Source organism: uncultured Capnocytophaga sp. (genome assembly GCF_937936315.1).
Taxonomy (GTDB): domain Bacteria; phylum Bacteroidota; class Bacteroidia; order Flavobacteriales; family Flavobacteriaceae; genus Capnocytophaga.
In genome coordinates this window covers 42288-65475 of the sequence record NZ_CALGWU010000024.1, presented here as the reverse complement: position 1 = coordinate 65475, position 23188 = coordinate 42288, and the positions used below count along the sequence as shown (strand labels likewise).

Sequence of the window (23188 nt, the reverse complement as noted above, 5' to 3'; positions counted from 1 at the left end):
ATTTAGATTTTTATACTTACTCCCACTTTAAACCAACGTACATTACCTAAGGACGCTTGACCATTGAGACCTACATTTTTGAAGATGAAGTAACGGAAGCCTAAGTGAGCATCCCAAGCTATAAAATTATTTTTGTGATTGTTTCTAAGGCTAATGTCATAAGTAGGAGGGGTTATCACACAACCAGTATTGCCAGCATTTTCATAAGGGTCATTGCTCTGCCAGATAAAATATCCTCCTGAAAGTCCTGCATACCAATCGATAGTATTGCGATTGCCAAAGTGAAAGTCGGCAGAGAGTTTGGGTAGAAAGGAAGTGATGTATTTATCGTTGAAGTTAAAACTTTGGCTATTGAACTGAGCTCCTACCGAAAACAATGGGGCAAAAGCATAGTGTATTTCTCCTCCATAACCAACTCCTGCATTGCCTATCGAGGTGCAAAGATCAATAAATACATCACCTTTGTTGTAGGCTTCTTGAGCGGAGGAGTGCAATGCAAAAATCAATAGTGTAAAGAATAAGAGATTTTTCATATAAGTTAGTTTTTATGATTACGCAACAAAGGTAGGGAATAATTAGCAAATTAGCAAATTTGAGGATTAGAAAATTATAAAAAAAACGTGAAAAAGGTGATTTTTTATAAGGTTTTTTGCTCTTTATTTGGATATGTATTGATGATAATCTCGAAGTATTTAGGGTTGTAGAGCGTCGTCATAGTGGTGAAAAGTTGTTGGCGTTGGGTTTTATCGGTAGGGAAAGCGACAAAATGAAGGTCGTTGTCTAAGATTTGGTAGATGAGTTCGGTACAATAAAGTTGAGAAGGCTCATCGATAGTGCCTAAATGGTCGAAGGGGATTTGAGCTTTGAGGTAGTGCTTGGCGCGTTGTACTACAGCACGACCTTGCTCGGGGGTGCTGTGCAAAGGGCGTACGATTAAGATTTTCTTGGGCATAGAGTATTTAAGAAAAGCGTTTAAGGGCTGTTCCTGCATACCATCGATGTTACTTACATCGGAAGAGAGGGAGTGAATTACCCACCAATTGCCATTTTTGCGATAGAGAATTCCAGAATGGGTGACATCAAAACGACCGTCGTTAAGGCGTTTAGCAATCATATCGCTGAAGATACCATAACCACGCCTAAGAATGATATCGCCCTCTTGTAGAGAATCGAGTTGAGAAGGGGTAAGACGGAGGGAATGCTCGTTCTCAGCTACTTGTTTTTCTTCACTGCGATGGTCGATGTAGAAAAAAATGCGAAAAGCAGCGTAGGAGAGGAGCAGGAAAGCTGCAAGGAAAAAGAGAAGCTTTTTCATTGTTAGGAGGTTAGGTTTCAGGGGTTAGGGGATAAAAAGAACTTTGCCAAAGGTGCGAGCGCACGGGCAATGCAAGCCGTAGAGGCAGGAAACTTTGGCAAAGTTGTAGTTTAAAAGTGTTGTAATCTTATTTGTTAGTAGGGGTTGTAGTTTGAGCCTCCTCTACTTCAGCAGGCATATCAGGGGTATCGAGGTTGATATTAGGGTCCATTTCTGGCATATCATGGTCGTGACCATCGTGATCGTGGTGGTGATCGTGACCTCCGCCATTTTCTTTATTTTCTTTATTCATAGAAACAATCCATTTGCCGTCTATTTTTTTGAGGTCGAGGGCATTTTCTTTGCCGTTGCTATCTTTAGTAGTGTAGAATACTTTGGCTTTGTCGCCGTTTTCTTCTACTTTTGTGATTTTAAAACCTTCGAAAAGTTGATCGTTTTTACCATTGTCTTTTGGTACAGCTTTCATCAATTCGTTGAGAGATTTGAGCAATTGAGAGGTTTGTTCATCGCAATATTTGCCAGCTTCATCAAAATTGTTAGCATTTACAGCTGTCATAAATTTCTCGGCAACAATTTTAGGTGAGTTTTTAGAACAAGAAGTAAGCATTAAACTTCCGATAAGGAAGAGAGATAAGAAAAGTTTTTTCATTTTATGAGTGTTTTAAATTAGACGTTTGTTGATATGAGTTTGATTAAAATGTTTTTTTGGGGTGGTAGAAGTTTTTAAAATCTGACGCCAAAACTAAATCCAATGCCGCGATATTCCACATCGTCGGGGGTTTCGGGGTTAGGGGATTTGCTTATTTCAAAGCCTGTGAAAGAGGTGTACATAGCCAAATGCATTCCGTAGCGTTTTCTTTCTAAAATAGGGACAGAAAAGCCGAATTTAGCTTCTCCCATAGAAGTTTTAATCAGATTGCTGAGGGGTAGAAATCCTGCTACTTGGGTATAGATAGAGGCACGAGAGTGCTTAACGGGGTTCAAGCGCAACACGCCACCTAGTTTAAATCCTGTAGCAGCGGGATTTTGGAAATGAGTAAGTCCACCTACAGCTCCTATGCTAAAAATTCGGAATAATTGGTAGTTTACTGAAAAGTCGCTTGAGATAATAGGTTGTTCACTAATGTTGATGGTTTGGCCTTCATAACTATTAGTGCTTGGTTTGTAGTATTGGTATGAGTATTTAGCGTTGTTATTACTAGGGAAGGTAACGCTCACTTCACCTTGATAGAACCATCTGCGTGGTTTAGTGTTTTGCATTGTTTTTTGATTGTTTTCAGTTGTAATTTCATGTTCTTGAGCAGTAGCTAAAGCGATAGTAAAGAAAGAAATGATAGTTAAGATTTTTTTCATGTTAAATTATTTATTTCGATGCGAGTTGTTTTAGAGTATGTAGTGTCCTACTATGGTAAAAAACAATTTTTTGTTATGCTTATCGGGGGGTAATTATAAAGGGCAAAGGTAATAAAAAAATACGAATGATGAGTTGAGGAAGGGAAAAAAATAGGCTGTCTTTTTATGAGGCAGCCTATTTTTATACGGAATTATATCGTTAGTTAAACGTTTATTTTACTTTTTCTACAATAGCTTTGAACGCTTCAGGGTGGTTCATTGCCAAATCGGCAAGAACTTTACGGTTGAGCTGGATGTCAGCTGCTTTAAGTTTACCCATAAATTGAGAGTAAGACAATCCGTGCAAGCGAGCTCCTGCGTTGATACGCACAATCCACAAAGCGCGGAAAGTTCTCTTCTTGTTACGGCGGTCGCGGTAAGCGTACTGCATTGCTTTCTCAACAGCGTTTTTGGCTACCGTCCAAACGTTTTTTCTGCGGCCAAAGAAACCTTTGGCTTGCTTCATTATTTTTTTTCTACGAGCTCTACGAGCTACAGCATTTACTGATCTTGGCATAAATTCCTTTTTTTAATTTTTGTAGCAGGTGGTTTGTGCTTAAAACAAACGCTTAGGGGTACCTACTCCACGGTTATTAATTTCCTACTATTTAAACAATTATTTTAAGCCTAATTGTTTCTTCACGCTTGCTTCGTCGTTAGAGTGAACGAGTGTAGCGTGGGTGAGTGCTAACTTGCGTTTTTTAGCTTTCTTAGTTAAGATGTGGCTTTTGAACGCGTGTTTTCTCTTGATTTTACCAGAGCCGGTGAGCTTGAAACGCTTTTTAGCTCCAGATTTAGTTTTAATTTTTGGCATTTGCTTAGATTTTTATTGATATAATTCCGTTTTTTTAGGTAAGAGATAAGAGGTAATAGGTAGGGTTGCATACCTTTTATCTCTTACTTCTTACCTTTTATTTTTAATTATTTTTTCTTGGGTAAGGGTGCGAGGAACATCGTCATACGTTTTCCTTCGAGTTTAGGCATTTGTTCTACTTTGCCATAGTCCTCGAGGTCGGTAGCGAGGCGCAAGAGGAGGATTTCCCCTTGGTCTTTATAGATGATAGAACGACCTTTGAAGAATACATAGGCTTTTACTTTAGAACCTTCTTTGAGGAACTTTTCGCCGTGTTTTTTCTTAAACTCATAGTCGTGGTCATCGGTTTGAGGGCCGAAGCGAATTTCTTTGATCACTACCTTAGTAGCTTTCGCTTTTAGCTCTTTATCACGCTTTTTTTGTTCGTAAAGGAATTTCTTATAATCAATTACCTTACAAACAGGAGGCGTGGCGTTTGGTGAGATTTCCACCAAATCGAGTTCTAATTCATTAGCAATTTCTAATGCTTTGCGAGTGGGGTATACGCCACCTTCGACGTTTTCCCCTACCAAACGTACCTCAGGAACGCGGATGTCGCGGTTGATGCGATGAGGTTGTTTGTCATCTCTGCCCGGTGTGTTACTTTTTTTTATGATGGCTATTTAAAATTTAAATTACTTTCACTATTATAATTTGTCAATTGACTAATTGCCAAATTGTTTGATTGATGCGGCTACTTGGCTGTTGATAAGTTTAGCAAAGGCTTCTATGCTCATACTTCCTAAATCTTCGCCGCCGCGTTTGCGCACTGATACGGTGCCTTCTTTTTCTTCATTCTCGCCGACAATGAGCATATACGGGATTTTTTGGGTTTCGGCTTCACGTATTTTTTTGCCCATAGTTTCAGCGCGATTGTCTATCAGGGTGCGAATATCGGAATTTTCTAACAAACTCAAAACTTTTTGAGCATAATTTTCATATTTTTCGCTCAATGATAGTATGATAGCTTGATTTGGATTGAGCCATAAAGGGAAGTTTCCAGCGGTGTGTTCCAATAAAATGGCTACGAAACGCTCCATACTTCCGAAAGGCGCACGGTGAATCATTACAGGGCGGTGCATCTCGTTATCAGCGCCTTTATACCAAAGGTCGAAACGCTCTGGAAGGTTGTAATCTACCTGAATGGTACCGAGTTGCCAGCTTCTGCCTAAAGCATCTTTTACCATAAAGTCGAGTTTAGGTCCGTAGAAAGCGGCTTCGCCTGTTTCGATTACATAGTTCAAACCTTTTTCTTTCGCTGCGTTGATGATCGCGTTTTCGGCTTTTGCCCAATTCTCATCACTACCGATGTACTTGGTAGGGTTTTCGGGGTCGCGCAACGATACTTGAGCGGTGAAATTGTCAAATCCAAGAGAACCAAATACATATAATACTAAATCGATTACATGTTTGAACTCGTCGTCTAACTGTTCAGGAGTACAGAAGATGTGCGCGTCGTCTTGGGTAAAGCAACGCACGCGGGTGAGTCCGTGCAATTCCCCACTTTGCTCGTAGCGATATACTGTACCAAACTCGGCGAAACGCTTTGGCAAATCTTTATAACTCCAAGGGTGTGAGTTGTATATCTCGCAGTGATGCGGACAGTTCATCGGTTTTAGTAAATATTCCTCGCCTTCGTTAGGGGTGGCAATGGGTTGGAAACTATCTTTTCCGTATTTATCCCAGTGACCTGAGGTTACATATAAGTTTTTATGACCGATATGCGGGGTAACTACCTGCTCGTAACCAGCTTGTTTTTGGGCTTTGCGCAAGAAGGCTTCGAGGCGTTCGCGCAAGGCAGCTCCTTTGGGTAACCAAAGCGGTAAGCCTTGTCCTACCTTGTTAGAGAAGGTAAAGAGTTCGAGTTCTTTACCGAGCTTGCGGTGGTCGCGTTTTTTAGCTTCTTCAAGCAGTTCGAGGTATTCGGTGAGTTCTTTTTGTTTAGGGAATGAGATGCCATACACACGAGTAAGTTGTGGGTTGTGCTCATCACCACGCCAATAAGCCCCAGCAGCGCTGAGTACTTTTACGGCTTTTACAAAGCCCGTGTTAGGAATATGTCCTCCACGACAAAGGTCGGTGAAGGTGCTGTGGTCGCAGAAGGTAATTGTACCATCTTCGAGGGCTTCGATGAGTTCGGTTTTGTACTCATTTTTGCCTGCGTAGTACGACAAGGCTTCGGCTTTGCTCACAGGGCGCATCTTAAATTCGTGTTTGCCACGAGCGATTTCCAAGAATTTAGCTTCGATAGCAGGGAAATCTTTTTCGGAAATTGGTTTGCCGTTGAAATCTACATCGTAATAGAAACCATTGGCGATGGCAGGACCTATGGTGAGCTTGATGCCAGGGTAAAGTTCTTCGAGCGCTTGTGCCAAGATGTGGGCAGATGAGTGCCAGAAAGCTTTTTTACCTTCGGGGTTATCCCAAGTGTATAGAGTGAGACTACCGTCCGTCGTCAGTGGGGTAACGCTTTCTACAGTCTTGCCGTTGAAAGAGGCAGAGAGTACGTTACGCGCCAACCCCTCGCTGATGCTTTGTGCTACTTGAGCAGGGGTGATACCACTTTGGTATTCTTTTACTGAACCGTCGGGTAGTGTAATTTTAATCATTTTTATTGTTGATTTTTAGTATTGTTGAGTTTGAAAGTGCAAAATTACAAAATAATTAGCAAATAGCAATAATTAATGAAGAAAAAACTTTGTTATCAATGTAGTTATGATGTTTTTTAGAGCTTTTTCGATGGTAGAAAAATGTACTACTTTTTTGGCGCAAAACAGAAAAAAGCTACAATTCCCTTCGTTTGTAATCCGTATTTCATAATAATTTCTTACTTTTGCCCAAAATTTACAAAAAGTAGGAATATTATAATGATAATTACTAGAAAACAAATAGCCCCTAATATGTGGCAAACTACTATCCAAGAGCCGAGTGATGCTCTTTTAGCACTCTGTCGTAGACTTCGTGCGCGTAAGTTAGAACGCAAAGAAAAAATAATAAAAAAACAATACAAAGAAGAAGAATACATAAAAATTTAAGCTGTGGATTTAGAAGTAAATATTCCTTTTGTTACTGATGAAGGGAATAAATATGTTTTAGAATTTTCTTTGAGTGAAGATGCTAATGGTTTTGTGGAAATTCCTGTAGTAGAAGTTGCTATTTCACTAAAAAAACGCGTAGCTAATACCAATTCCACTAAAGTATTCAATTTTATCATTGAACAAATAAGAGCCTATTTAGCTTGTCGTGAAGTGATTTTGTATTATTATTGTGATAGCAGCGATATTTATTACCGTAACACTGCTAAGCGTCGTTTTACTTCTCCTCAACATTTTAGAAGTGTGTTCTTTAGTGCTTTGTTCAAAAAAGCTCACACCAATCTACTTATTGAAGAACAAAAAATTGATGATGAAATACACGGCAACCACTATTTAGCTTTTATCTATCAAGAAAAACACAAAAAATATATACAACTACTTGTAAAAGAGTTGGAAGATTATCAAAATAAATAAATGAGCAAACTACTTATTCTTGGAAGCATCGCTTTCGACCAAATAGAAACACCTTTTGGAAAAAGCAACTCTATTATGGGGGGCTCGGCTAACTATATCGCATTGGCTGCTGCTCAGTTTGAAATCCCTGCTGCTGTTGTATCAATCGTAGGCAGCGACTATCCACAAGAGTATTTAAATCTACTAACTGAACGTCGTATTGATGTATCGGGTATTGAGATTGTACAAGGAGGTAAAACGCTCTTCTGGAGTGGTAAATATCACAACGATATGAACCAACGCGATACCCTCGATACCCAATTGAATGTTATCAACGATTTTAAACCTGTAGTCCCCGAGGCTTTCCGCGATGCCGAAGTGCTTCTGCTTGGTAATTTGCACCCTTCCCTCCAAATGGATGTACTCAACCAAATGACTCAGCGTCCTAAATTGGTGGTAATGGACACGATGAACTACTGGATGAACCACACTTGGGATTTGCTAATGGAGGTAATCGCTCGCGTAGATGTGCTCACTATCAACGATGAAGAGGCGCGCCAGCTTACCAAAGAATATTCACTTGTGAAAGCTGCTCAGCGTATTATGGCAATGGGCGTGAAGTATGTAGTGATTAAAAAAGGCGAACACGGGGCGTTATTATTCCACGAGGATAAGGTGTTCTTTGCACCTGCTTTGCCTTTAGCCGAAGTGTTTGACCCTACGGGTGCCGGTGATGTGTTTGCAGGGGGTATGGTGGGTTATCTAGCAAAAACCCGTGATTACTCGTTTGCTAATTTGAAAAACGCTATTGTTCAAGGGTCGAATGTAGCCTCGTTTTGCATTGAAAAATTTGGTGCTGAGCGTTTGCTGACCCTCACCCATAACGAGCGAACTGCTCGCTTACAACAATTTAGAGACCTTACACAGTTTGATATTCAACTTAGGTAAGAGATAAGAGGCAAGTAATTTGCCTTTAATCTCTTACTTCTTAGCTAAAAAAGATATGCTTTACAAAAGAAGTAGCGAATTATTCGCAGCTGCACAACAAGTACTCCCTGGTGGAGTGAACTCTCCCGTACGCGCTTTCAATGCCGTAGGGGGACATCCTATTTTTATAAAAGAAGCGCAAGGCGCTTATCTCACCGATGAGGACAACCGTAAGTACATCGATTATATTGCCTCTTGGGGTCCTCTCATTTTAGGTCACGCCTACGCCCCTGTAATTGAGGCAGTAACCGAGCGTGCTAAAAAAGGTACGTCCTTCGGTATTCCTACAGAAGTAGAAGTGCAAATCGCCGAATTGGCGGTTGCAATGGTGCCTAATATCGATAAAATCCGCTTTGTGAATAGCGGTACAGAGGCTTGTATGAGTGCTATCCGCTTGGCGCGTGGCTATACCGGCAGAGAGAAAATTATCAAATTTGCGGGTTGCTACCACGGACACTCCGATGCTTTCCTTATTGAGGCGGGTAGTGGTGGCGCAACTTTTGGCAGCCCCAATAGCCCTGGGGTAACCCAAGGTACGGCTAAAGATACACTTTTAGCAAACTACAACGATTTAGCATCGGTGAAGACCCTTTTTGAAGCCAATCCTCAGCAAATTGCTTGTGTGATTATCGAACCTGTAGCGGGTAATATGGGCTGTGTGCCTCCTGCTGAAGGATTTTTAGAAGGATTGAGACAACTTTGTACTGAAAATGGCGCACTTTTGATATTTGATGAGGTGATGACCGGCTTCCGCTTGGCAAAAGGTGGAGCGCAAGAAGTCTTTGGCATCAAAGCTGATATTGTTACCTTTGGGAAAGTGATTGGCGGCGGACTCCCCGTAGGGGCTTTTGCTGCTAATAAAGAAATAATGAGCTATTTAGCACCCGAAGGTCCCGTGTATCAAGCGGGAACCCTTAGCGGTAATCCTTTGGCGATGAGTGCTGGTTTGGCAATGCTCACCGCTTTGAATGAACAGCCCGAAGTGTTTGATAGTTTAGCGAAAAAAACAGCTTACTTGCACGAAGGATTTGACAATGTGTTGAAACGTGCGGGTATACCTTACCAAATCAACAGTTTTGGCTCGATGTTCACCCTTTTCTTTAACGAAAATCCTGTAACCGATTTCGCTTCTTCAGCTAAGAGTGATGCAGTGCGTTTCCGCAAGTATTTCCACGGAATGTTGCGCGAAGGTATTTATCTACCGCCAAGCGCTTTTGAAAGTTATTTCCTAAACGACGCTCTTACTTACGAAGATTTGGATAAAACTATCAGCGCTCTTAACAGAGTGATAATGGAATTGTAGGGAATTAGAAAATTTGGAAATTCTGAAACCTGAAACCTAATAACAAACTAATGAAACCATACCTTTACCTTTTGGCATTTGCTTTTGTAGCTTGCCACAATCCATCAGAGCAAAAAGAGTCGGCTAAAGAGCAACTTACTAATTATGTTAATCCCTTCATCGGTACTGATGGGACGGGGAATACCTACCCTGGGGCAATGACCCCCTTTGGGATGGTGCAACTCAGTCCGGATATTGGTATCCCAGGTTGGGACAGAATTTCGGGCTACTTCTACCCCGATAGCATCATCACCGGATTCTCACACACCCACCTTTCGGGTACGGGGGCTGGCGACCTCTACGATGTACTCATTATGCCTACTAATAGCAGATTTAACGAGCGCATTGAAGCAAATAACCGCCTGCCTTTCTCCTATTTCTCTCACCAACACGAAACCGCCACTGCGGGTTACTACAGCGTTGATTTGCTGAGTTATGGCATCAAAGCCGAACTTACTGCCACTCCGCGTGTAGGCGTACAACGCTATACCTTCCCTAAGGACGAACAATCCAAAATTACTGTAGATTTAGGTTATAGCATCAACTGGGATAAACCTACTGAAACTTATTTGAAAGTGGTGGATAATACTACTTTGGAAGGTTATCGGTTTTCTACTGGCTGGGCGCGCAACCAAAAGGTATATTTTGTGATCAAGCTCTCCAAACCCTTTGTTGATAAGGAATTTACAGAAGAAAAAGAAAATGGCAAAGCCAACCGCTCTAAAATGGTACTTCGCTATGCTACCGCCGACAATGAGACTATAGTAGTGAAAACAGCACTTTCTATGCACAGCATTGCAGGTGCTTATAAAAATATGGAAGCCGAAGCCCCTCATTTTGCTTTCGACGACTATCGCGAGGCGGCTCGTAACCTCTGGGAACGGCAATTACAGAAAATTACAGTAGAAGGGGGAACTGAGGAGCAAAAAATAATCTTCTATACAATGCTCTACCAATCGATGTTGGCGCCTAATCTCTTCAGTGATGTCAATGCCCCTGAAAAGCGTTACGATACTTTCTCACTTTGGGATACTTTCCGCGCAGCTCACCCTCTCTATACCTTGTTGCATCGCGAGGCATCTGCCGATTTTATCAAGAGCTTTTTAACACACTACCGCGAAAATGGCACATTGCCTGTGTGGAGTATGCAAGGCGGTGAAACCAATATGATGATAGGCTATCACGCTGTGCCTATTATTGTAGATGCTTATTTTAAGAATATCCCGATGGATATCCCCTTGGCTTATGAAGCTTGCAAACAAAGTGCAATGGTGGAAGAACGCGAAATCGGTCTTTATCAGCAATATGGTTATGTGCCTTATGATTTAGATAAATCAGGAGAAAATTGGTCGGTGTCTAAAACCTTAGAGTACGCTTACGACGACTGGTGTATTGCGCAATTTGCCAAATCACTTGGCAAGGAACAAGATGCGGCTTATTTTGCTAAACGTGCTGAAAACTGGTGTAACCTCTTCGACGAAAAAACAACTTTCTTCCGTCCTAAAGACAGCAAAGGACAGTTTATCAAGCCTTTCAATCCTAAGGAGTACAGTAAATACTTCTGCGAAAGCAATGCTTGGCATTACCGTTGGTTTGTGCCTCATAATATTCTAGGTTTGCGCGCTGCGATGGGAGGAATGGACGCTTTTGAACAGAAACTTGATTCGATGTTCACTTTAGCCGTTACCCCCGATGAGAAATTGCCTATTTTCAGTACTGGAATGATAGGTCAATACGTACACGGTAATGAACCGAGTCATCACGTAGCTTATCTTTATCATTTCACGAACCACCCCGAAAAAGTATCTCAACGCGTTACCGAAATATTGAATACTCAATACAAAAATACCCCCAGTGGGCATTGTGGCAATGAGGACTGCGGACAAATGAGCAGTTGGTATGTGCTCTCAGCTTTAGGTTTTTATCCTCTCAACCCTTCCGATGGCAGGTATTATCTAACCACCCCATTGTTTGATAAAGCTACTCTTCACTTAGAAAATGGCAAAACCTTCACTATCGAAAAAGGTAAAAAAGCAGGTGAAATACTTTTCAACGGAAGAATATTCAATAGAAATTACATCAATTACGACGAAATTCTAACAACTAATAATTGATAATTACCATATAAAAGCTGTCTAAAAAATCTCGAAATAGCCTTTACATCACTACACTTTGCCAAAGTCTAAGGACTTTGGCAAAGTTTGTTAAAATAGCCGCTATTACTTATTACTTAAAAAAATATAGTTTTTTCTTGCTTTTGTCTTTTTTTGTTTATACCTTTGACGTCTCAAACAATCGTAAGAATTAGAACGTTAAACGAAACTGTAATATTATGAATGAATTAACAGAAAAAGACCGCCAGCTACTCATTAGAAAAGGCATTAGTGAAGCAATGCTCAATGCCCAAGTAGCCCAATTCAAGCAAGGAGTACCTCCTATTCAGCTCTATAAAGCCGCTGTGATAGGCGATGGTATTATCCCGTTTAGTAAAGAAGAAGCTGCCAAATATGCTGCAATCTACCAAAAGCGCAAACAAGGCAACACTATCCTGAAATTTGTACCAGCATCGGGGGCTGCCACGCGTATGTTCAAATCGCTGTTCGCCTTTAGAGATGATTTTCAGCCCGACCGCGAATCGTTTGTAGCCTATGTCGGTAGAACTGGTAACAAGGAAGTTAAAGCCTTCTTTGAAGGTCTTGAACGTTTTGCTTTCTACCCAATTCTCAAAGCAGCTATCAACAAACATCACCCCGACTTTTCCTCATTAAACGAAGATATTCAAAAACACATTATCGTCAATACCCTCCTTAATGAGGAAGGTTTGGGCTATGGCAATATGCCCAAAGGACTACTCCCTTTCCACAAACACTCCGAAAAAATCGCTACCCCTTTTGAAGAACACTTCCGCGAGGCAGTGCTCTACGCTTCCGATGAACAAGAAGCTCACCTGCATTTTACTATTACTGAGCAGCACACCGAAGCATTCCACAAAGAACTCGACCTTATCAAGCCTGTACTCGAAGAGCGTTACAACATCAGTTTTGATGTGAATTTCTCTTACCAAAAACCAAGTACCGACACGGTTTCGGTAACCGAAGATAACGATTTCTTCCGCGATGAAGAAGGTAATCTGCTCTTCCGCCCTGCTGGTCACGGAGCTCTGCTGAGCAACCTCAACGACATTGATGCCGATATCATCTTTATTAAAAATATCGACAATGTGGTAGTGAAAAAATACACCGATGAGACTGTGTTCTACAAAGAAGCACTTGCGGGCAAACTATGTGAAGTACAAGATGAAATCTTTAGAATCTTACGCCGTATCGACAATAATAAGATTAAGAAGAAAGAAGTGAAACACATACTCGATTTTCTAAAGGAAATCAATATCTCTGTTCCTGATTACATCTATAAATTCCGCCGCCAATACGCTATGGAGTTCATCAAAGAACAGCTCAATCGCCCTATACGCGTGTGCGGAATGGTGAAGAATGAAGGTGAACCTGGTGGAGGTCCGTTCTGGGTGAAAGATGGTGAGGGCTACAGCCTTCAAATCATCGAATCTGCCCAAGTGAATATGGCGGATGCTAAGCAAAAGGAAATCTTCCAACAGTCTACTCACTTCAACCCTGTAGACTTGATTTGCGGTACCAAAGACTATAAAGGCGAGAAATTCGACCTACAACAATACGTAGACCCTAACCAAGCCTTTATCACCTCCAAAACCTATATGGGTCGTCCGCTAAAAGCATTAGAACTCCCCGGTTTATGGAATGGCTCAATGGCACACTGGATTACCTTATTCGTTGAAGTGCCTATCATCACCTTCAACCCTGTAAAAGTAGTAAACGACCTGCTCAAGAAAACCCACCAAGGGTGAGGGGCAGGTGTCAGGGGGCAGGTGTCAATTGACAATTGTTATTCAAAAAAGTCTCAAAATCGCTTTTGCGTCGCTATACTTTGCTAAAGGTCATAGCACAACAAGCAATTAAAGTATAGCGACGCAAAATTTGCAAACTAATTCTGATTTACTATAGATATTTAGATATTATGGCTATTGGTTTATGAAATCTTGTTCTTCTTTGGTAAGTAAAAACTTGGCTTCACCTTGTTTATGAGGAGTAACATATTCAAAGAAAGGTTTTTCAACCTCTATTCTGTCATTCTTTTTTATTTGTCCTTTTGTTACACTTGTACGCAAGAAAGATTGTTCTGTTTGAAGATTATCCCTTTTGTTATTATATTCAATACCTCCTTTAGCTTTTACATAAAGACTGCTAAACAATAATTTGTTCTTATAATTACTGAAAGTAATATCTAAGGAGAAATTATCTGAGATAGATTTAAAGGGAATTTTGCTTTCCTTTGAAACATTTTCACTTACAGAACGCTTGGTATCATTAAAAATAATACGTTTCACTGCATTAGTGTGATTATCAAAATAAATAACCGAATTAGTTAATTTAAGACTGAGCTCTTTTTTGATAACAATGTCTGCATTAAAAGTTACTTTGGTGTAATCAGCATTCTTTTCAACTTTTTTAATTTCAATATTCTCTCCATAATATTTTATGAAAGATAGATAACTATTGGGGTAAAGAAATTGAAATAGGTTTTTAGGATCTAAAAAAGCTCCTTGCGTAGTTTTATTCTTATCATTCTTTATGTGAGAATAATCAGTACTTTTGAGTGCAACAGCCAACTGTTTATCTAATGTTTCTTGTGGGATAAATAGATATTGTTTGAACCACCAATCTAATTGCACTTGATAAAGCCGTGTAAGAGTATCATTTCTTACAAATTTTTCTCTATAAGTACATTCTAATGTTTTAGCATTAGTTTCATAGAGCTTTTTATAATTATCTAACACGTATCCTACTTGTTTTTTTAAGTCAAAATTATAAATAACTACCTCATCAAGCACAATTTCTTCAGGAGTTAAATACAGAGTGCTAAGAGAAGTGTCTTTATTTATAACTAATTTCTTTGTCGCATAACCTACACAACTCACAATTAAGCTATCTTGTATGCTAAAATCTATTTTTGCTTTCCCCTCTTCATTAGTAATTGTTCCTTTTTCAAGATTAGGCAGATATAGATGCACATTGCTAATAGGCTGTTTGGTTGTGTTATCCAAAACATTTATAATCTTCTGTTGTGCAGCAAGAAATTGAAAAGAAATTAGTAGTAAAATTGTTGTTATACGTAATTTTAGTTTCATAAGTTTCTTATATTAAATGTTTAGATATTATGCCTATTGGTTTATAAAATCTTGTTCTTCTTTGGTGAGCAAAAACTTGGCTTCACCTTGTTTGTGAGGGGTAATGTATTCGTGGAAAGACTTTTGAATATCTATTCTATCTTCTTTTTTAATATGTTTGTTCTGTACTCCTGTACGTAAAAAACTATGTTCAAAAAAGAGTTTATCTCTTTTCCCTTTATATTCAACAGCTCCTATGAGTCTTACATAATAAGAACTAAACAGTAGTTTGCCTTTATAGTCAGTTAAGGTGAGTTCCAAGCGATAATTATCTGTAATAGACTTATAAGGCTTATTAGTTTTCTCAGAAACTTTATCCTTTATACCTTGATGTATGTCGTTAAAAATAACTTTTCTCACAGCATTGGTAGTATTGTCAAACACCAATACCGAGTTTTCAAGTTTTAGATTTAGCTTTTTATTGATAACGATATCAGCGTTAAAAGTTACTTTAGTAACCTCTTTATTTTTCTCTACTTTTTTGATATCAATATTTTCACCAAATTGATCTATAAATGACAAATAGGTGTTCACAAAAATATATATAAACATCGGTGTTCTTTCTAAGTGAACAGAACGAGCCGCGACTTCTTCTTGGCTTAACATTTTAGAGTAGTCGATATTTTTAAGTTGGATTTGTAATAGTTTTTCTAAAGGTTGCTTGAAAGAAGTATAACGATAACTTTTGCTCCACCAATCTAACTGCACTTGATAGAGGCGTGTAAGGGTATCATTTCTTATCATCTTTTCTCGATAAGTACATTCCAATATTTTAGCCTTAGTGTCATACAATTTGAAGTAATTATCTAAAACATACTTTACTTTTTTCTTCAAATCAAAATTGTATAACACAACTTCCTCAAGTTGTATTTCCTGAGGATTGAGATAAATGGTTGCTTTGGCAAAGGTTTTATCTGTAAAAATCTTTTTAGTTGCATAGCCTATATGGCTTAAGGTAAGGGAGTCGTTCTCCACCGCAATACGCAATTTGCCTTCCTCATTGGTAATAGTGCCGTTGAGGGAGCGTGTGTAATAGGCTTCAACGTTGGGGATGGGCTGCTTTGTAGAGGCATCCAGCAGGGTGAGTTCAGCTACTTGGGCGAACAAGGATGTGGCTGTGAATAATAGGATAAGGAATAGTGTTTTCATATTGTTGTGTTTTTACATTACTTTAGAAATTAGATATCACGCGGTATTCTTTTGGATTGTGGGGTTTATTGATAAAATTGCGCATTTCATTGGTAAGGGGGAGCTGGTTTTGGGTCTCCCAAAATTCTTTGTTATAGGGTACTTCTAATTTAAACAGTTCTTTTTTGCCATTTACATTGGCTTTAAAAGTATTGAGGTCTGAAAAAGGGTGAGTAACAATGAGCTCGAAACTTACATCATATACTATTCTTTCATCATTATTATAACCCTCTATTTTTTCGGTATACAGACCACTAGCTATAAAGTACTTACTTTTAGCAACATCTTTTTCACATTTTTCTTTGAGATAAAAGTCTGTAGTTCGATACTTAGTAAAAAACTTCTTAGTATAGGGTATTTTATCTACCACTTTAGGATTGATTTTATAAATGCGTTCTTTGACGGCATAATCATCAGTACTGATGATAAAATGACCTATTCCTTTTTTGTAATCTTCTTCTTTTTTAGGAGTGTGATTTACCTGTTGATGTGTTTCATCTATAACTTTAAGGAATGAAAAACGGTACTCCTTTGAGTCTAAAAATAAAATATTACTCCACCATTGAAAAACATCATTTAAGGAAGGGATATTAAAATCGTCTGCACGCACTCCTTTCTTTTCTATACCAAACTTACGCATATTCAGCAATTGAAAGGTGAAATTTTTCTTGGCTCCTAATAATTTATCACGCTTGATACGTCCGCTAAGGTCTTCAATTTTCACAAATTCACCATTGCGTTTGAGGATACAACGCAAGAAGAAATCTTCAACAAAAGGTTCCATAGGGTAATTGGTGGTAGCGTGATTATAGGCTTCTTGTAGTATGTTCTTGTTAGAAAGGGTTACTTCGTCTAACTGAAAAGGTTTGGGGATAAGGTACAAGGTGTCTTTTGTACGACTCAGCGCTTTGAAAGTAGTTTTGAGGGTTTCATAGCCTAACATTTTGATAGTTACGCTATCGTTGGCTGAATAGAACACAAAGTGTCCATCGTCATTGGTAACGGTATAATCGTTTGCATTATGGATGGTGGCACTTTTTAAGGGGGCTTTAGTCTCCTTATCCGCAAGATATTTGGAGAGGGTGTTCTGAGAGAAAGATAGTGGAATTAGGGTTATATAGGTGAGGACTGCGATTATATTCTTTTTCATATTTATAAGGATTAGTAATTTTTGAGGGGACTTTTTGTTAATTATCAACTGTCAATTGTTAATTGGAAAGGTCTTTCCCAATGTCTTTTCGCCAGTAAGCACCTTCAAAATGTATTTTACTGATATTGTTGTAGGAGCGTTGTAAGGCTTCTTTGAAATCATCACCAAGTGAAGTAATGGCAAGCACACGACCGCCAGCGGTGAGAAGTTTGCCGTCTTTAAGGGTGGTACCGGCGTGGTATACAGTGCTATCTGTTGCTTTTTCAGTGCCAGTAATCTCTTTTCCTTTCTCATAATCCTCAGGATAACCTCCTGATACCATTACCACCGTAGTAGCGCTCTGCGGGGTTACTTTCAGCTCTTGTGAAGCCAAAGTGCCGTTGTACAACGACTGGAATAACGGAATGAGGTCGCTTTCTATACGTGGCAATACGGCTTCGGTTTCGGGGTCTCCCATACGCACATTGTATTCTATCACGTAAGGCTCGCCGTCTACTTTTATGAGTCCGATGAATACAAAACCTTTATATACAATGCCTTCCTTATGTAATCCTGCAATCGTAGGTTTTACAATGCGCTCTTCAATCTTCTGCATAAAAGCTGCATCGGCGAAAGGCACTGGCGAAACAGCCCCCATACCGCCCGTGTTGAGCCCTGTATCACCTTCGCCTATGCGCTTATAGTCTTTAGCCGTAGGCAATATTTTGTAGTTTTGTCCATCGGTGAGGACAAAGCAGCTGAGCTCAATGCCTTTTAGGAACTCTTCAATCACCACCTTGGTACTTGCTTTCCCAAATTTCTCGTTGATGAGCATACGGCGCAATTCGGCTTGGGCTTCTTGTAAATCTTCGAGTATCACTACCCCCTTGCCAGCTGCCAAACCATCGGCTTTGAGTACATAAGGGGCTTTCATCGTGCTGAGGAAAGCGCAACCTTCGTCTACTGTATCCTTGGTAAAACTCGCGTATTTAGCTGTAGGGATGTTATGGCGCACCATAAACTCTTTGGCAAACTCTTTACTGCCTTCAAGGGTAGCACCTTGCTGTGAAGGACCTATCACTTGCACGTGAGAGAGTTCTTTGTTATTGGCAAAGAAATCGTATACCCCTTGCACTAAAGGGTCTTCGGGACCTACCACTACCATTGCAATCTGTTTTTCAAACACAAAGGCTTTGAGCGCGGGGAAGTCGGTAGGGCTGATAGCCACATTGGTAGCTACGGTGTGAGTGCCCCCATTGCCAGGGGCGATGTATAAGCTGTCGCAAAGCGGACTTTGGTGTAGTTTTACGGCAAAGGCGTGTTCACGACCGCCAGAGCCAAGGATAAGTATGTTCATTTCTATTAATTAGTCAATTTGTCGGTTAGTAGATTTGTTTCACTTGTCGATTTTGCAAATCGGTATGGGTTGCATTTTGTGCTGGTTAGCACGGTTGAGGCGGGTGTATATCTCAAATACTTCGCGCTCTCTACCGCCGAAATCTTCCGCTTTTTTGCCTTGATCGGTTTGGAGCATTGCCCATTCCAACTCGTCATAAGAGGCTTTGAGTTGGTCTTCATCGCTGCGGTCGTCGCCAAAAAGACCGTCAGAAGGTTTTGCTTTGAGGATACTTTGCGGAATTTGCAAGTATTTGCCAAGTTGGTATACTTCGCTTTTCATCAGGTCGGCAATAGGGCTGATATCTACCCCGCCGTCGCCGTATTTGGTAAAAAATCCTACCCCAAAATCCTCAATCTTATTACCTGTGCCTACCACTATATAGCCTTCGAGTCCCGCATAATAGTAGAGGGTTGTCATTCTTAGGCGCGCGCGGGTATTAGCAAGAGCCATTTCATAAGTAGATTTATCGGTAGGGGGTATTTGTGCTACAAACTGGTCGAATACAGGAGTGAGGTCGGTGCGCAGGTTGCTCACATTGGGGTAGTGAGCTTTGAGGAAAGCGATATGCTCCTCAGCGCGACTCACGTGGCTTTCAGCTTGGTGAATGGGCATTTCGAGACAGAGTGTAGGTAAACCCGTACGTGCACAAAGCGTAGAGACCACCGCCGAGTCTACCCCGCCCGATACGCCTATGACTAAGCCCTTTACACGAGCATTTTCGGCATAAGTTTTTATCCAATGAACGATTTGTGATGCTATGTTTTCCATTTGAATTGTATTGAGTTCAAAAAATGTCTTTAGTATATCGCGACAAAGGTACTAAATAATTGCGAATAACGAAAAACTTTTATACTTTTGCAGTATAAATTAGTAAAGTTGCTATCAAACTATGAAAAAACTCTTTGTATTGCTGTTTTTCTGTACCATTACCACTCAGGCACAGCTCTCGTCATACCGCTATAAACAAGCACTTGAAAATCTCAACCAAAGTGGTTGGCATTCTCTCACTTTGCCCATTACTATCTTCGACCGTATGGAGAGTTATAATGATTTGCGCATTTATGGCATTTCGGTTACCGATACTATTGAAGTGCCTTATATGATGGCTGATACAGTGGTCGCTACCCAAACTATTACGCACTTTGCTGTAAAGAACGACAAAGCGTCTAAACATACGATTATTGATGTGAAACTTCCTGAAATTTTGCTCCTTGGCAAAGTAGCAATTCACCCTGCAACAACTTATGATTATTATCGTTCTGTGAAGATTTTGCAAAACGAAACTACCGATGATACCTATCTGAGCAGTGTAGTTAAAGGGGTGCTCGACTCTAAGGGGAATAACACATATACTTTTGCACCACAGCTGTTTAAGCATCTGCAAATCGATATTGATAACCAAGATAATACCCCTCTTTCAATTTCTGAAATTACCCTCTTTCCTATCACTTATAAACTCACAGCGCGCTTCCCCGATACGGCTCATCACTATTTTTTAGTGTATGGCAAAGCTAACGACATAGCGCCTCAGTACGACATCACTCATTTTGTGAAGCATATCCCTAAACAACTCCCCTCCATTCATTACAATGAGACTGTAGAATATGTAAAGACTCAGCCTATTACTACAACAACTTCAGTTACTAAAAGCCCTACCAATGGTACTGTGGCATCGGCTAAACCACTTCTATGGGCAATTATGGGGATTGTCGTGTTGCTCATCTTTGTTTTTTCAGCTAAAATGATAAAAAACAAATAATAATTAACAATTAACAAGTTGTACCCCTTATTATTGGTTATCTATTGATGAGGATTAAGAGTTGAAAAAAAGATTATTTGATTTATAATCAACAAGTTGTTTCAATCCTTAATTGATACTATTACCTGTTAATTGTTACCTATTAATTGTTACCTGTTAATTGTTAATTGAATAGTATTCTTTTTCTGTAACGATTATGTGGTCTAAGAGTTTGATATCCAAAGTGTCACCAGCGTTTCTCACGCGTTCTGTGAGTTTTATATCCTCTTTGCTGGGGGTGATACTCCCCGAGGGGTGGTTATGCACTAAAATCAGTGAGACAGCGCCTTGTTCTAAGGCATTTTTGAAGAGCAGTCGTATATCCACAGTAGTATGAGTGATGCCCCCTGAAGAAAGTCGGCATTTGTGAATCACGCGGTTGGCACTGTTGAGGTAAAGCACCCAAAATTCCTCGTGAGGCAGGTCGCCAATAAGGGGTTGCATCAAAGTAAAAACGTGTTGAGGAGCTTGAATTTTAGGTTGAGGTTCAGGAGTTTCGGCAGCGCGCCGGCGCCCCATTTCGGTAGCGGCGAGAATCGTAATTGCTTTAGCTTCACCAATCCCTTTGAAGGCGGTGAGTTGCGCTAATGTTTGTTTGCCCAAAGCCGTGAGACTGTTGCCTACTGAAGCCAATATACGTCTGCTCAAAGCAACAGCACTTTCATTGGCAGAGCCTGAACCTAATAAAATAGCCAAAAGTTCGGCATTGCTCAAAGCAGTTTTTCCTTGAGCCATCATCTTCTCACGAGGCTTATCGGTATCTTCCCAATTTTTGATAGTCATAATTTAGTTATAGTCAAAAAGAAATAGATTACGAATAAATAAGATTATTTTTATGAGGGCGTTTGCTAAACGCCCCTACTAAACATAACGCAAATATAACTATTTATCAGTTAATTAGACTTTGTCAAAGTCTCAAACTTTGAGAAAGTATGCAACGCTAATTTTTGCAATTCAATTCTGATAGACTATAGGTTTTTAAGGTTGTTTTAATAATACTCTATGATTCTCTTTTTTGTAGTTGTGAGTTTACCGTCTTCGTATTCCTTGACAACAATAGCACTGCCTTGAGCATCGTATTCATATTCGTAAGTAGTAGTAACCGCATAAGTAGTAATATACTTCTGTTCACGTTTTTCTAAATAGCCCTTGCTGTTGTAAGTATATGTAGAAGTTAAAAAAAGCTCATTTTCGCTACCTATGTAAAACTCTCCTTTAATGACTTGTCCTTTTTTGTTATAGGTTAGTACATTTTTGTGTTTACTTCCGTTCTTGTATTCAATATTTATTTCTCTCTTTAGATTAGTATGGTCATAAGTGGAGTTCATTACAATATTATCGTCATCTTTTTTAAAAATATCTGTTCGGGTAAGCTCTAAGCCTTCGGGGTTTAGCTTACTGATGCTTTGGTATAGGATATCTCCATCGCTGTTGTAAGCGGTTGTTTTCACTTCGTCGGCAGTGCGAGTAACATATATATTTCTGGGCGCCTGTTCAGTCTCGTCATCATTAGGAGGGGTTAAGTGAACTGCTTCGGTATAATAACCTTTTTCATTAAAAATATACAGTGTTGAGTCAGAGGCTTTAGTTTTCTCTTCAAAATAAACTCTATCAACATTGCCGTAGGAATAGGTTAGTTCAAGCATTTGTTTTACCTTGCCGTGCAATTGGTTATCGTCTAAATCTGTAGAAGGTTTAATGTGTGTTTTACAGCCTACAAAGGCTGTTAAAATCATTGAGATGATTACTATTCTTTTCATAAGGGGTTAGTTTTTAGTTATTAGAGGGTATTAGACAAAACTCGGACATCTGGATTGTCTTTTATTTATCTTCTCGATTCCCTTTTTATATGTTTATTAATTGATTTTCAGAGTAATATTTACTATTGGATATTAGCTGAATTGTTACTCACCTGTCCAGCTGAACCAACTCGCTGTCTTTACCTGAGACCTGACACCTGTTACCTATCACCTGACAACTTATTCGCCAGCCAACTTACATAAAACAGCTGAAAACTGTGATATAGCATAATTGGTAGCAGGAACATCACTTTGTTGTCATCGGGAATACCCAAAACCATCATAAAGAGACTCCCGTGTACCAATGATTTTTTTGAACCACAGAAAGTGGTTGTAATCGTGTCCTCACGATTGAAGTGCAAACGCCTTGATGTCCACCCCAAAAGGTGATACACTATAAAAAATAAACCTACGGCAGCTAGGGCAATAATTGCAAAAGTAATAGCTGGCACACTGCTAAACACGCGATTTACAAAAGCTGTTGAAAAACTCTCGTAAACGATGAGTAAGATAATGAGTCTGTCAAACTTACCGATGAGCTTGCCATAGCGTTCTATGAATTTCTTGCACAGCGGATTGAGCAACAAACCTAACACAATAGGCAACAATACTTTCAGTAGCAATTGTTGAATGATAGCACCTTGATCTACAGCTGCCCCGCTACTGTTTTCCAAAAAAGGTTGCATCAGCATAGGAGTAGCAAAAATACCGATAAGTCCCGAAATAGAAGCGTTGAAAATCGCTGAAGGCACATTTCCTTTGGCAATAGAAACCATCACCACCGATGAGGAAACCGTAGAAGGCAAGCACGCCAAAAAGTATATCGAGAGCCATAACACGTAAAACTCAGTGCCTTGTGCTATCTTGTAGAATGGTATAACCAAAAGAGGAAATAGTACAAAAGTAGCTACCTGCACTAAGAGGTGTAATTTCCAGTTTTTGATGTCGTTCAGCACCTCGCGGAGATTTAGTTTGAGTCCGTAGAGCAGGAAGATAATCACAATTCCCCAGTCGATAAAAGTACCGAGATTGAAATAAGCATTATAACTTTCGCGATAGGGGAGGAGGTAACTCAGGAGCACCATCAATACCAAAAGCCAAAGAAAAGTATTTTTAGTAAGTATTTTGTTCATATTCTTTTATCCATTCTTTAAGTTTGTTAATGTAGTCAAGATAAACGAGATTCATTTTGAAAACTGTAAACAGTGTTTACGATTTTTTTATGATTGTAATAACTA

General features: G+C 39.7%; 23 protein-coding genes. 7 read left to right on the top strand and 16 right to left on the bottom strand.

What is annotated here, in order from left to right; translation table 11 throughout:
• Window positions 1-2: 2 nt before the first annotated feature.
• The 8 genes from Q0162_RS04010 to thrS form a co-directional block, all read right to left on the bottom strand.
• Window positions 3-533: a hypothetical protein gene (locus tag Q0162_RS04010; RefSeq protein ID WP_297889482.1), complete on the bottom strand. Its 531-nt coding sequence runs from the start codon at window positions 531-533 to the stop codon at window positions 3-5.
• A 104-nt stretch (window positions 534-637) separates the two neighbouring features.
• Window positions 638-1315 (bottom strand): YiiX/YebB-like N1pC/P60 family cysteine hydrolase, encoded by a 678-nt coding sequence (locus tag Q0162_RS04005; protein ID WP_297889479.1) that lies wholly within the window; start codon window positions 1313-1315, stop codon window positions 638-640.
• 127 nt (window positions 1316-1442) lie between these two features.
• Window positions 1443-1964 carry a DUF4878 domain-containing protein gene (locus tag Q0162_RS04000; protein ID WP_297889476.1) on the bottom strand — a complete coding sequence of 174 codons (522 nt, stop codon included), beginning with the start codon at window positions 1962-1964 and terminating at the stop codon, window positions 1443-1445.
• Window positions 1965-2038: 74 nt separating this feature from the next.
• Window positions 2039-2668, bottom strand: coding sequence for a hypothetical protein (locus Q0162_RS03995; protein ID WP_297889473.1), 630 nt, complete (start codon window positions 2666-2668; stop codon window positions 2039-2041).
• Window positions 2669-2879: 211 nt separating this feature from the next.
• A complete protein-coding gene (gene rplT, locus Q0162_RS03990; protein WP_002674637.1) occupies window positions 2880-3224 on the bottom strand; it encodes a 50S ribosomal protein L20 in 345 nt (114 codons plus the stop codon).
• A gap of 99 nt (window positions 3225-3323) precedes the next feature.
• Entirely contained in the window at window positions 3324-3521 is a 198-nt protein-coding gene (gene rpmI, locus Q0162_RS03985; protein WP_002674635.1) for a 50S ribosomal protein L35, read from the bottom strand.
• Window positions 3522-3628: 107 nt separating this feature from the next.
• Window positions 3629-4126 (bottom strand): translation initiation factor IF-3, encoded by a 498-nt coding sequence (gene infC, locus Q0162_RS03980; protein ID WP_040361428.1) that lies wholly within the window; start codon window positions 4124-4126, stop codon window positions 3629-3631.
• Window positions 4127-4225: 99 nt separating this feature from the next.
• Window positions 4226-6169, bottom strand: a complete 1944-nt coding sequence (gene thrS, locus Q0162_RS03975) for a threonine--tRNA ligase (RefSeq protein ID WP_297889459.1) — start codon at window positions 6167-6169, stop codon at window positions 4226-4228.
• Between the two features lie 258 nt (window positions 6170-6427).
• Between thrS and Q0162_RS03970 the strand changes: the two genes are divergently transcribed.
• The 6 genes from Q0162_RS03970 (at window position 6428) to Q0162_RS03945 (ending at window position 13257) form a co-directional block, all read left to right on the top strand.
• Window positions 6428-6595, top strand: coding sequence for a hypothetical protein (locus Q0162_RS03970; RefSeq protein ID WP_297889456.1), 168 nt, complete (start codon window positions 6428-6430; stop codon window positions 6593-6595).
• 3 nt (window positions 6596-6598) lie between these two features.
• Window positions 6599-7069, top strand: coding sequence for a hypothetical protein (locus Q0162_RS03965; RefSeq protein WP_297889453.1), 471 nt, complete (start codon window positions 6599-6601; stop codon window positions 7067-7069).
• Entirely contained in the window at window positions 7070-7996 is a 927-nt protein-coding gene (locus Q0162_RS03960; RefSeq protein WP_297889450.1) for a PfkB family carbohydrate kinase, read from the top strand.
• A 55-nt stretch (window positions 7997-8051) separates the two neighbouring features.
• Window positions 8052-9338, top strand: coding sequence for a glutamate-1-semialdehyde 2,1-aminomutase (hemL, locus tag Q0162_RS03955; RefSeq protein WP_297889446.1), 1287 nt, complete (start codon window positions 8052-8054; stop codon window positions 9336-9338).
• A 50-nt stretch (window positions 9339-9388) separates the two neighbouring features.
• Entirely contained in the window at window positions 9389-11491 is a 2103-nt protein-coding gene (locus tag Q0162_RS03950; protein ID WP_297889443.1) for a GH92 family glycosyl hydrolase, read from the top strand.
• A 218-nt stretch (window positions 11492-11709) separates the two neighbouring features.
• Window positions 11710-13257: a DUF4301 family protein gene (locus Q0162_RS03945; RefSeq protein ID WP_297889440.1), complete on the top strand. Its 1548-nt coding sequence runs from the start codon at window positions 11710-11712 to the stop codon at window positions 13255-13257.
• Between the two features lie 174 nt (window positions 13258-13431).
• On the opposite strand, the gene Q0162_RS03940 is transcribed toward Q0162_RS03945, so the two are convergent.
• Genes Q0162_RS03940 through nadE form a run of 5 tightly spaced genes read right to left on the bottom strand, consistent with a single transcriptional unit; the run spans window position 13432 to window position 19121 of the window.
• On the bottom strand, window positions 13432-14598 hold the full coding sequence (locus tag Q0162_RS03940) for a carboxypeptidase-like regulatory domain-containing protein (protein WP_297889438.1): 1167 nt from the start codon (window positions 14596-14598) through the stop codon (window positions 13432-13434).
• 33 nt (window positions 14599-14631) lie between these two features.
• Window positions 14632-15786, bottom strand: a complete 1155-nt coding sequence (locus Q0162_RS03935) for a carboxypeptidase-like regulatory domain-containing protein (RefSeq protein ID WP_297889435.1) — start codon at window positions 15784-15786, stop codon at window positions 14632-14634.
• 22 nt (window positions 15787-15808) lie between these two features.
• Complete coding sequence (locus Q0162_RS03930; protein ID WP_297889432.1) at window positions 15809-16975, bottom strand: hypothetical protein; 1167 nt, start codon at window positions 16973-16975, stop codon at window positions 15809-15811.
• Between the two features lie 58 nt (window positions 16976-17033).
• Window positions 17034-18311: a phosphoribosylamine--glycine ligase gene (purD, locus tag Q0162_RS03925; RefSeq protein WP_297889429.1), complete on the bottom strand. Its 1278-nt coding sequence runs from the start codon at window positions 18309-18311 to the stop codon at window positions 17034-17036.
• A gap of 39 nt (window positions 18312-18350) precedes the next feature.
• A complete protein-coding gene (gene nadE, locus Q0162_RS03920) occupies window positions 18351-19121 on the bottom strand; it encodes an NAD(+) synthase (protein ID WP_297889426.1) in 771 nt (256 codons plus the stop codon).
• Window positions 19122-19242: 121 nt separating this feature from the next.
• On the opposite strand from nadE, the gene Q0162_RS03915 reads away from it, so the two are divergent.
• Window positions 19243-20112, top strand: coding sequence for a hypothetical protein (locus Q0162_RS03915; RefSeq protein WP_297889423.1), 870 nt, complete (start codon window positions 19243-19245; stop codon window positions 20110-20112).
• Window positions 20113-20268: 156 nt separating this feature from the next.
• Here the strand turns inward: Q0162_RS03915 and radC are convergent, their stop codons facing one another.
• The 3 genes from radC to Q0162_RS03900 all read right to left on the bottom strand — a co-directional run bounded on the left by radC (window position 20269) and on the right by Q0162_RS03900 (window position 23083).
• A complete protein-coding gene (gene radC / locus Q0162_RS03910) occupies window positions 20269-20934 on the bottom strand; it encodes a DNA repair protein RadC (RefSeq protein WP_297889420.1) in 666 nt (221 codons plus the stop codon).
• 206 nt (window positions 20935-21140) lie between these two features.
• A complete protein-coding gene (locus Q0162_RS03905) occupies window positions 21141-21911 on the bottom strand; it encodes a hypothetical protein (protein WP_297889417.1) in 771 nt (256 codons plus the stop codon).
• 200 nt (window positions 21912-22111) lie between these two features.
• Window positions 22112-23083 (bottom strand): bile acid:sodium symporter family protein, encoded by a 972-nt coding sequence (locus tag Q0162_RS03900; protein WP_297889414.1) that lies wholly within the window; start codon window positions 23081-23083, stop codon window positions 22112-22114.
• Window positions 23084-23188 lie beyond the last annotated feature (105 nt).

Excerpts from the sequence above, each read along its gene's own strand:
- Q0162_RS03970 (WP_297889456.1), top strand. The coding sequence starts at position 6,428 with ATGATAATTACTAGAAAACAAATAGCCCCTAATATGTGGCAAACTACT.
- rpmI (WP_002674635.1), bottom strand. The coding sequence starts at position 3,521 with ATGCCAAAAATTAAAACTAAATCTGGAGCTAAAAAGCGTTTCAAGCTC.
- Q0162_RS03905 (WP_297889417.1), bottom strand. The coding sequence starts at position 21,911 with ATGAAAAGAATAGTAATCATCTCAATGATTTTAACAGCCTTTGTAGGC.
- Q0162_RS03940 (WP_297889438.1), bottom strand. The coding sequence starts at position 14,598 with ATGAAACTAAAATTACGTATAACAACAATTTTACTACTAATTTCTTTT.
- Q0162_RS04005 (WP_297889479.1), bottom strand. The coding sequence starts at position 1,315 with ATGAAAAAGCTTCTCTTTTTCCTTGCAGCTTTCCTGCTCCTCTCCTAC.
- Q0162_RS03935 (WP_297889435.1), bottom strand. The coding sequence starts at position 15,786 with ATGAAAACACTATTCCTTATCCTATTATTCACAGCCACATCCTTGTTC.
- thrS (WP_297889459.1), bottom strand. The coding sequence starts at position 6,169 with ATGATTAAAATTACACTACCCGACGGTTCAGTAAAAGAATACCAAAGT.
- Q0162_RS03995 (WP_297889473.1), bottom strand. The coding sequence starts at position 2,668 with ATGAAAAAAATCTTAACTATCATTTCTTTCTTTACTATCGCTTTAGCT.
- Q0162_RS03950 (WP_297889443.1), top strand. The coding sequence starts at position 9,389 with ATGAAACCATACCTTTACCTTTTGGCATTTGCTTTTGTAGCTTGCCAC.
- Q0162_RS03945 (WP_297889440.1), top strand. The coding sequence starts at position 11,710 with ATGAATGAATTAACAGAAAAAGACCGCCAGCTACTCATTAGAAAAGGC.
- Q0162_RS03900 (WP_297889414.1), bottom strand. The coding sequence starts at position 23,083 with ATGAACAAAATACTTACTAAAAATACTTTTCTTTGGCTTTTGGTATTG.
- Q0162_RS03930 (WP_297889432.1), bottom strand. The coding sequence starts at position 16,975 with ATGAAAAAGAATATAATCGCAGTCCTCACCTATATAACCCTAATTCCA.
- rplT (WP_002674637.1), bottom strand. The coding sequence starts at position 3,224 with ATGCCAAGATCAGTAAATGCTGTAGCTCGTAGAGCTCGTAGAAAAAAA.
- hemL (WP_297889446.1), top strand. The coding sequence starts at position 8,052 with ATGCTTTACAAAAGAAGTAGCGAATTATTCGCAGCTGCACAACAAGTA.
- radC (WP_297889420.1), bottom strand. The coding sequence starts at position 20,934 with ATGACTATCAAAAATTGGGAAGATACCGATAAGCCTCGTGAGAAGATG.
- Q0162_RS03915 (WP_297889423.1), top strand. The coding sequence starts at position 19,243 with ATGAAAAAACTCTTTGTATTGCTGTTTTTCTGTACCATTACCACTCAG.
- nadE (WP_297889426.1), bottom strand. The coding sequence starts at position 19,121 with ATGGAAAACATAGCATCACAAATCGTTCATTGGATAAAAACTTATGCC.
- Q0162_RS04010 (WP_297889482.1), bottom strand. The coding sequence starts at position 533 with ATGAAAAATCTCTTATTCTTTACACTATTGATTTTTGCATTGCACTCC.
- Q0162_RS03960 (WP_297889450.1), top strand. The coding sequence starts at position 7,070 with ATGAGCAAACTACTTATTCTTGGAAGCATCGCTTTCGACCAAATAGAA.
- Q0162_RS04000 (WP_297889476.1), bottom strand. The coding sequence starts at position 1,964 with ATGAAAAAACTTTTCTTATCTCTCTTCCTTATCGGAAGTTTAATGCTT.
- purD (WP_297889429.1), bottom strand. The coding sequence starts at position 18,311 with ATGAACATACTTATCCTTGGCTCTGGCGGTCGTGAACACGCCTTTGCC.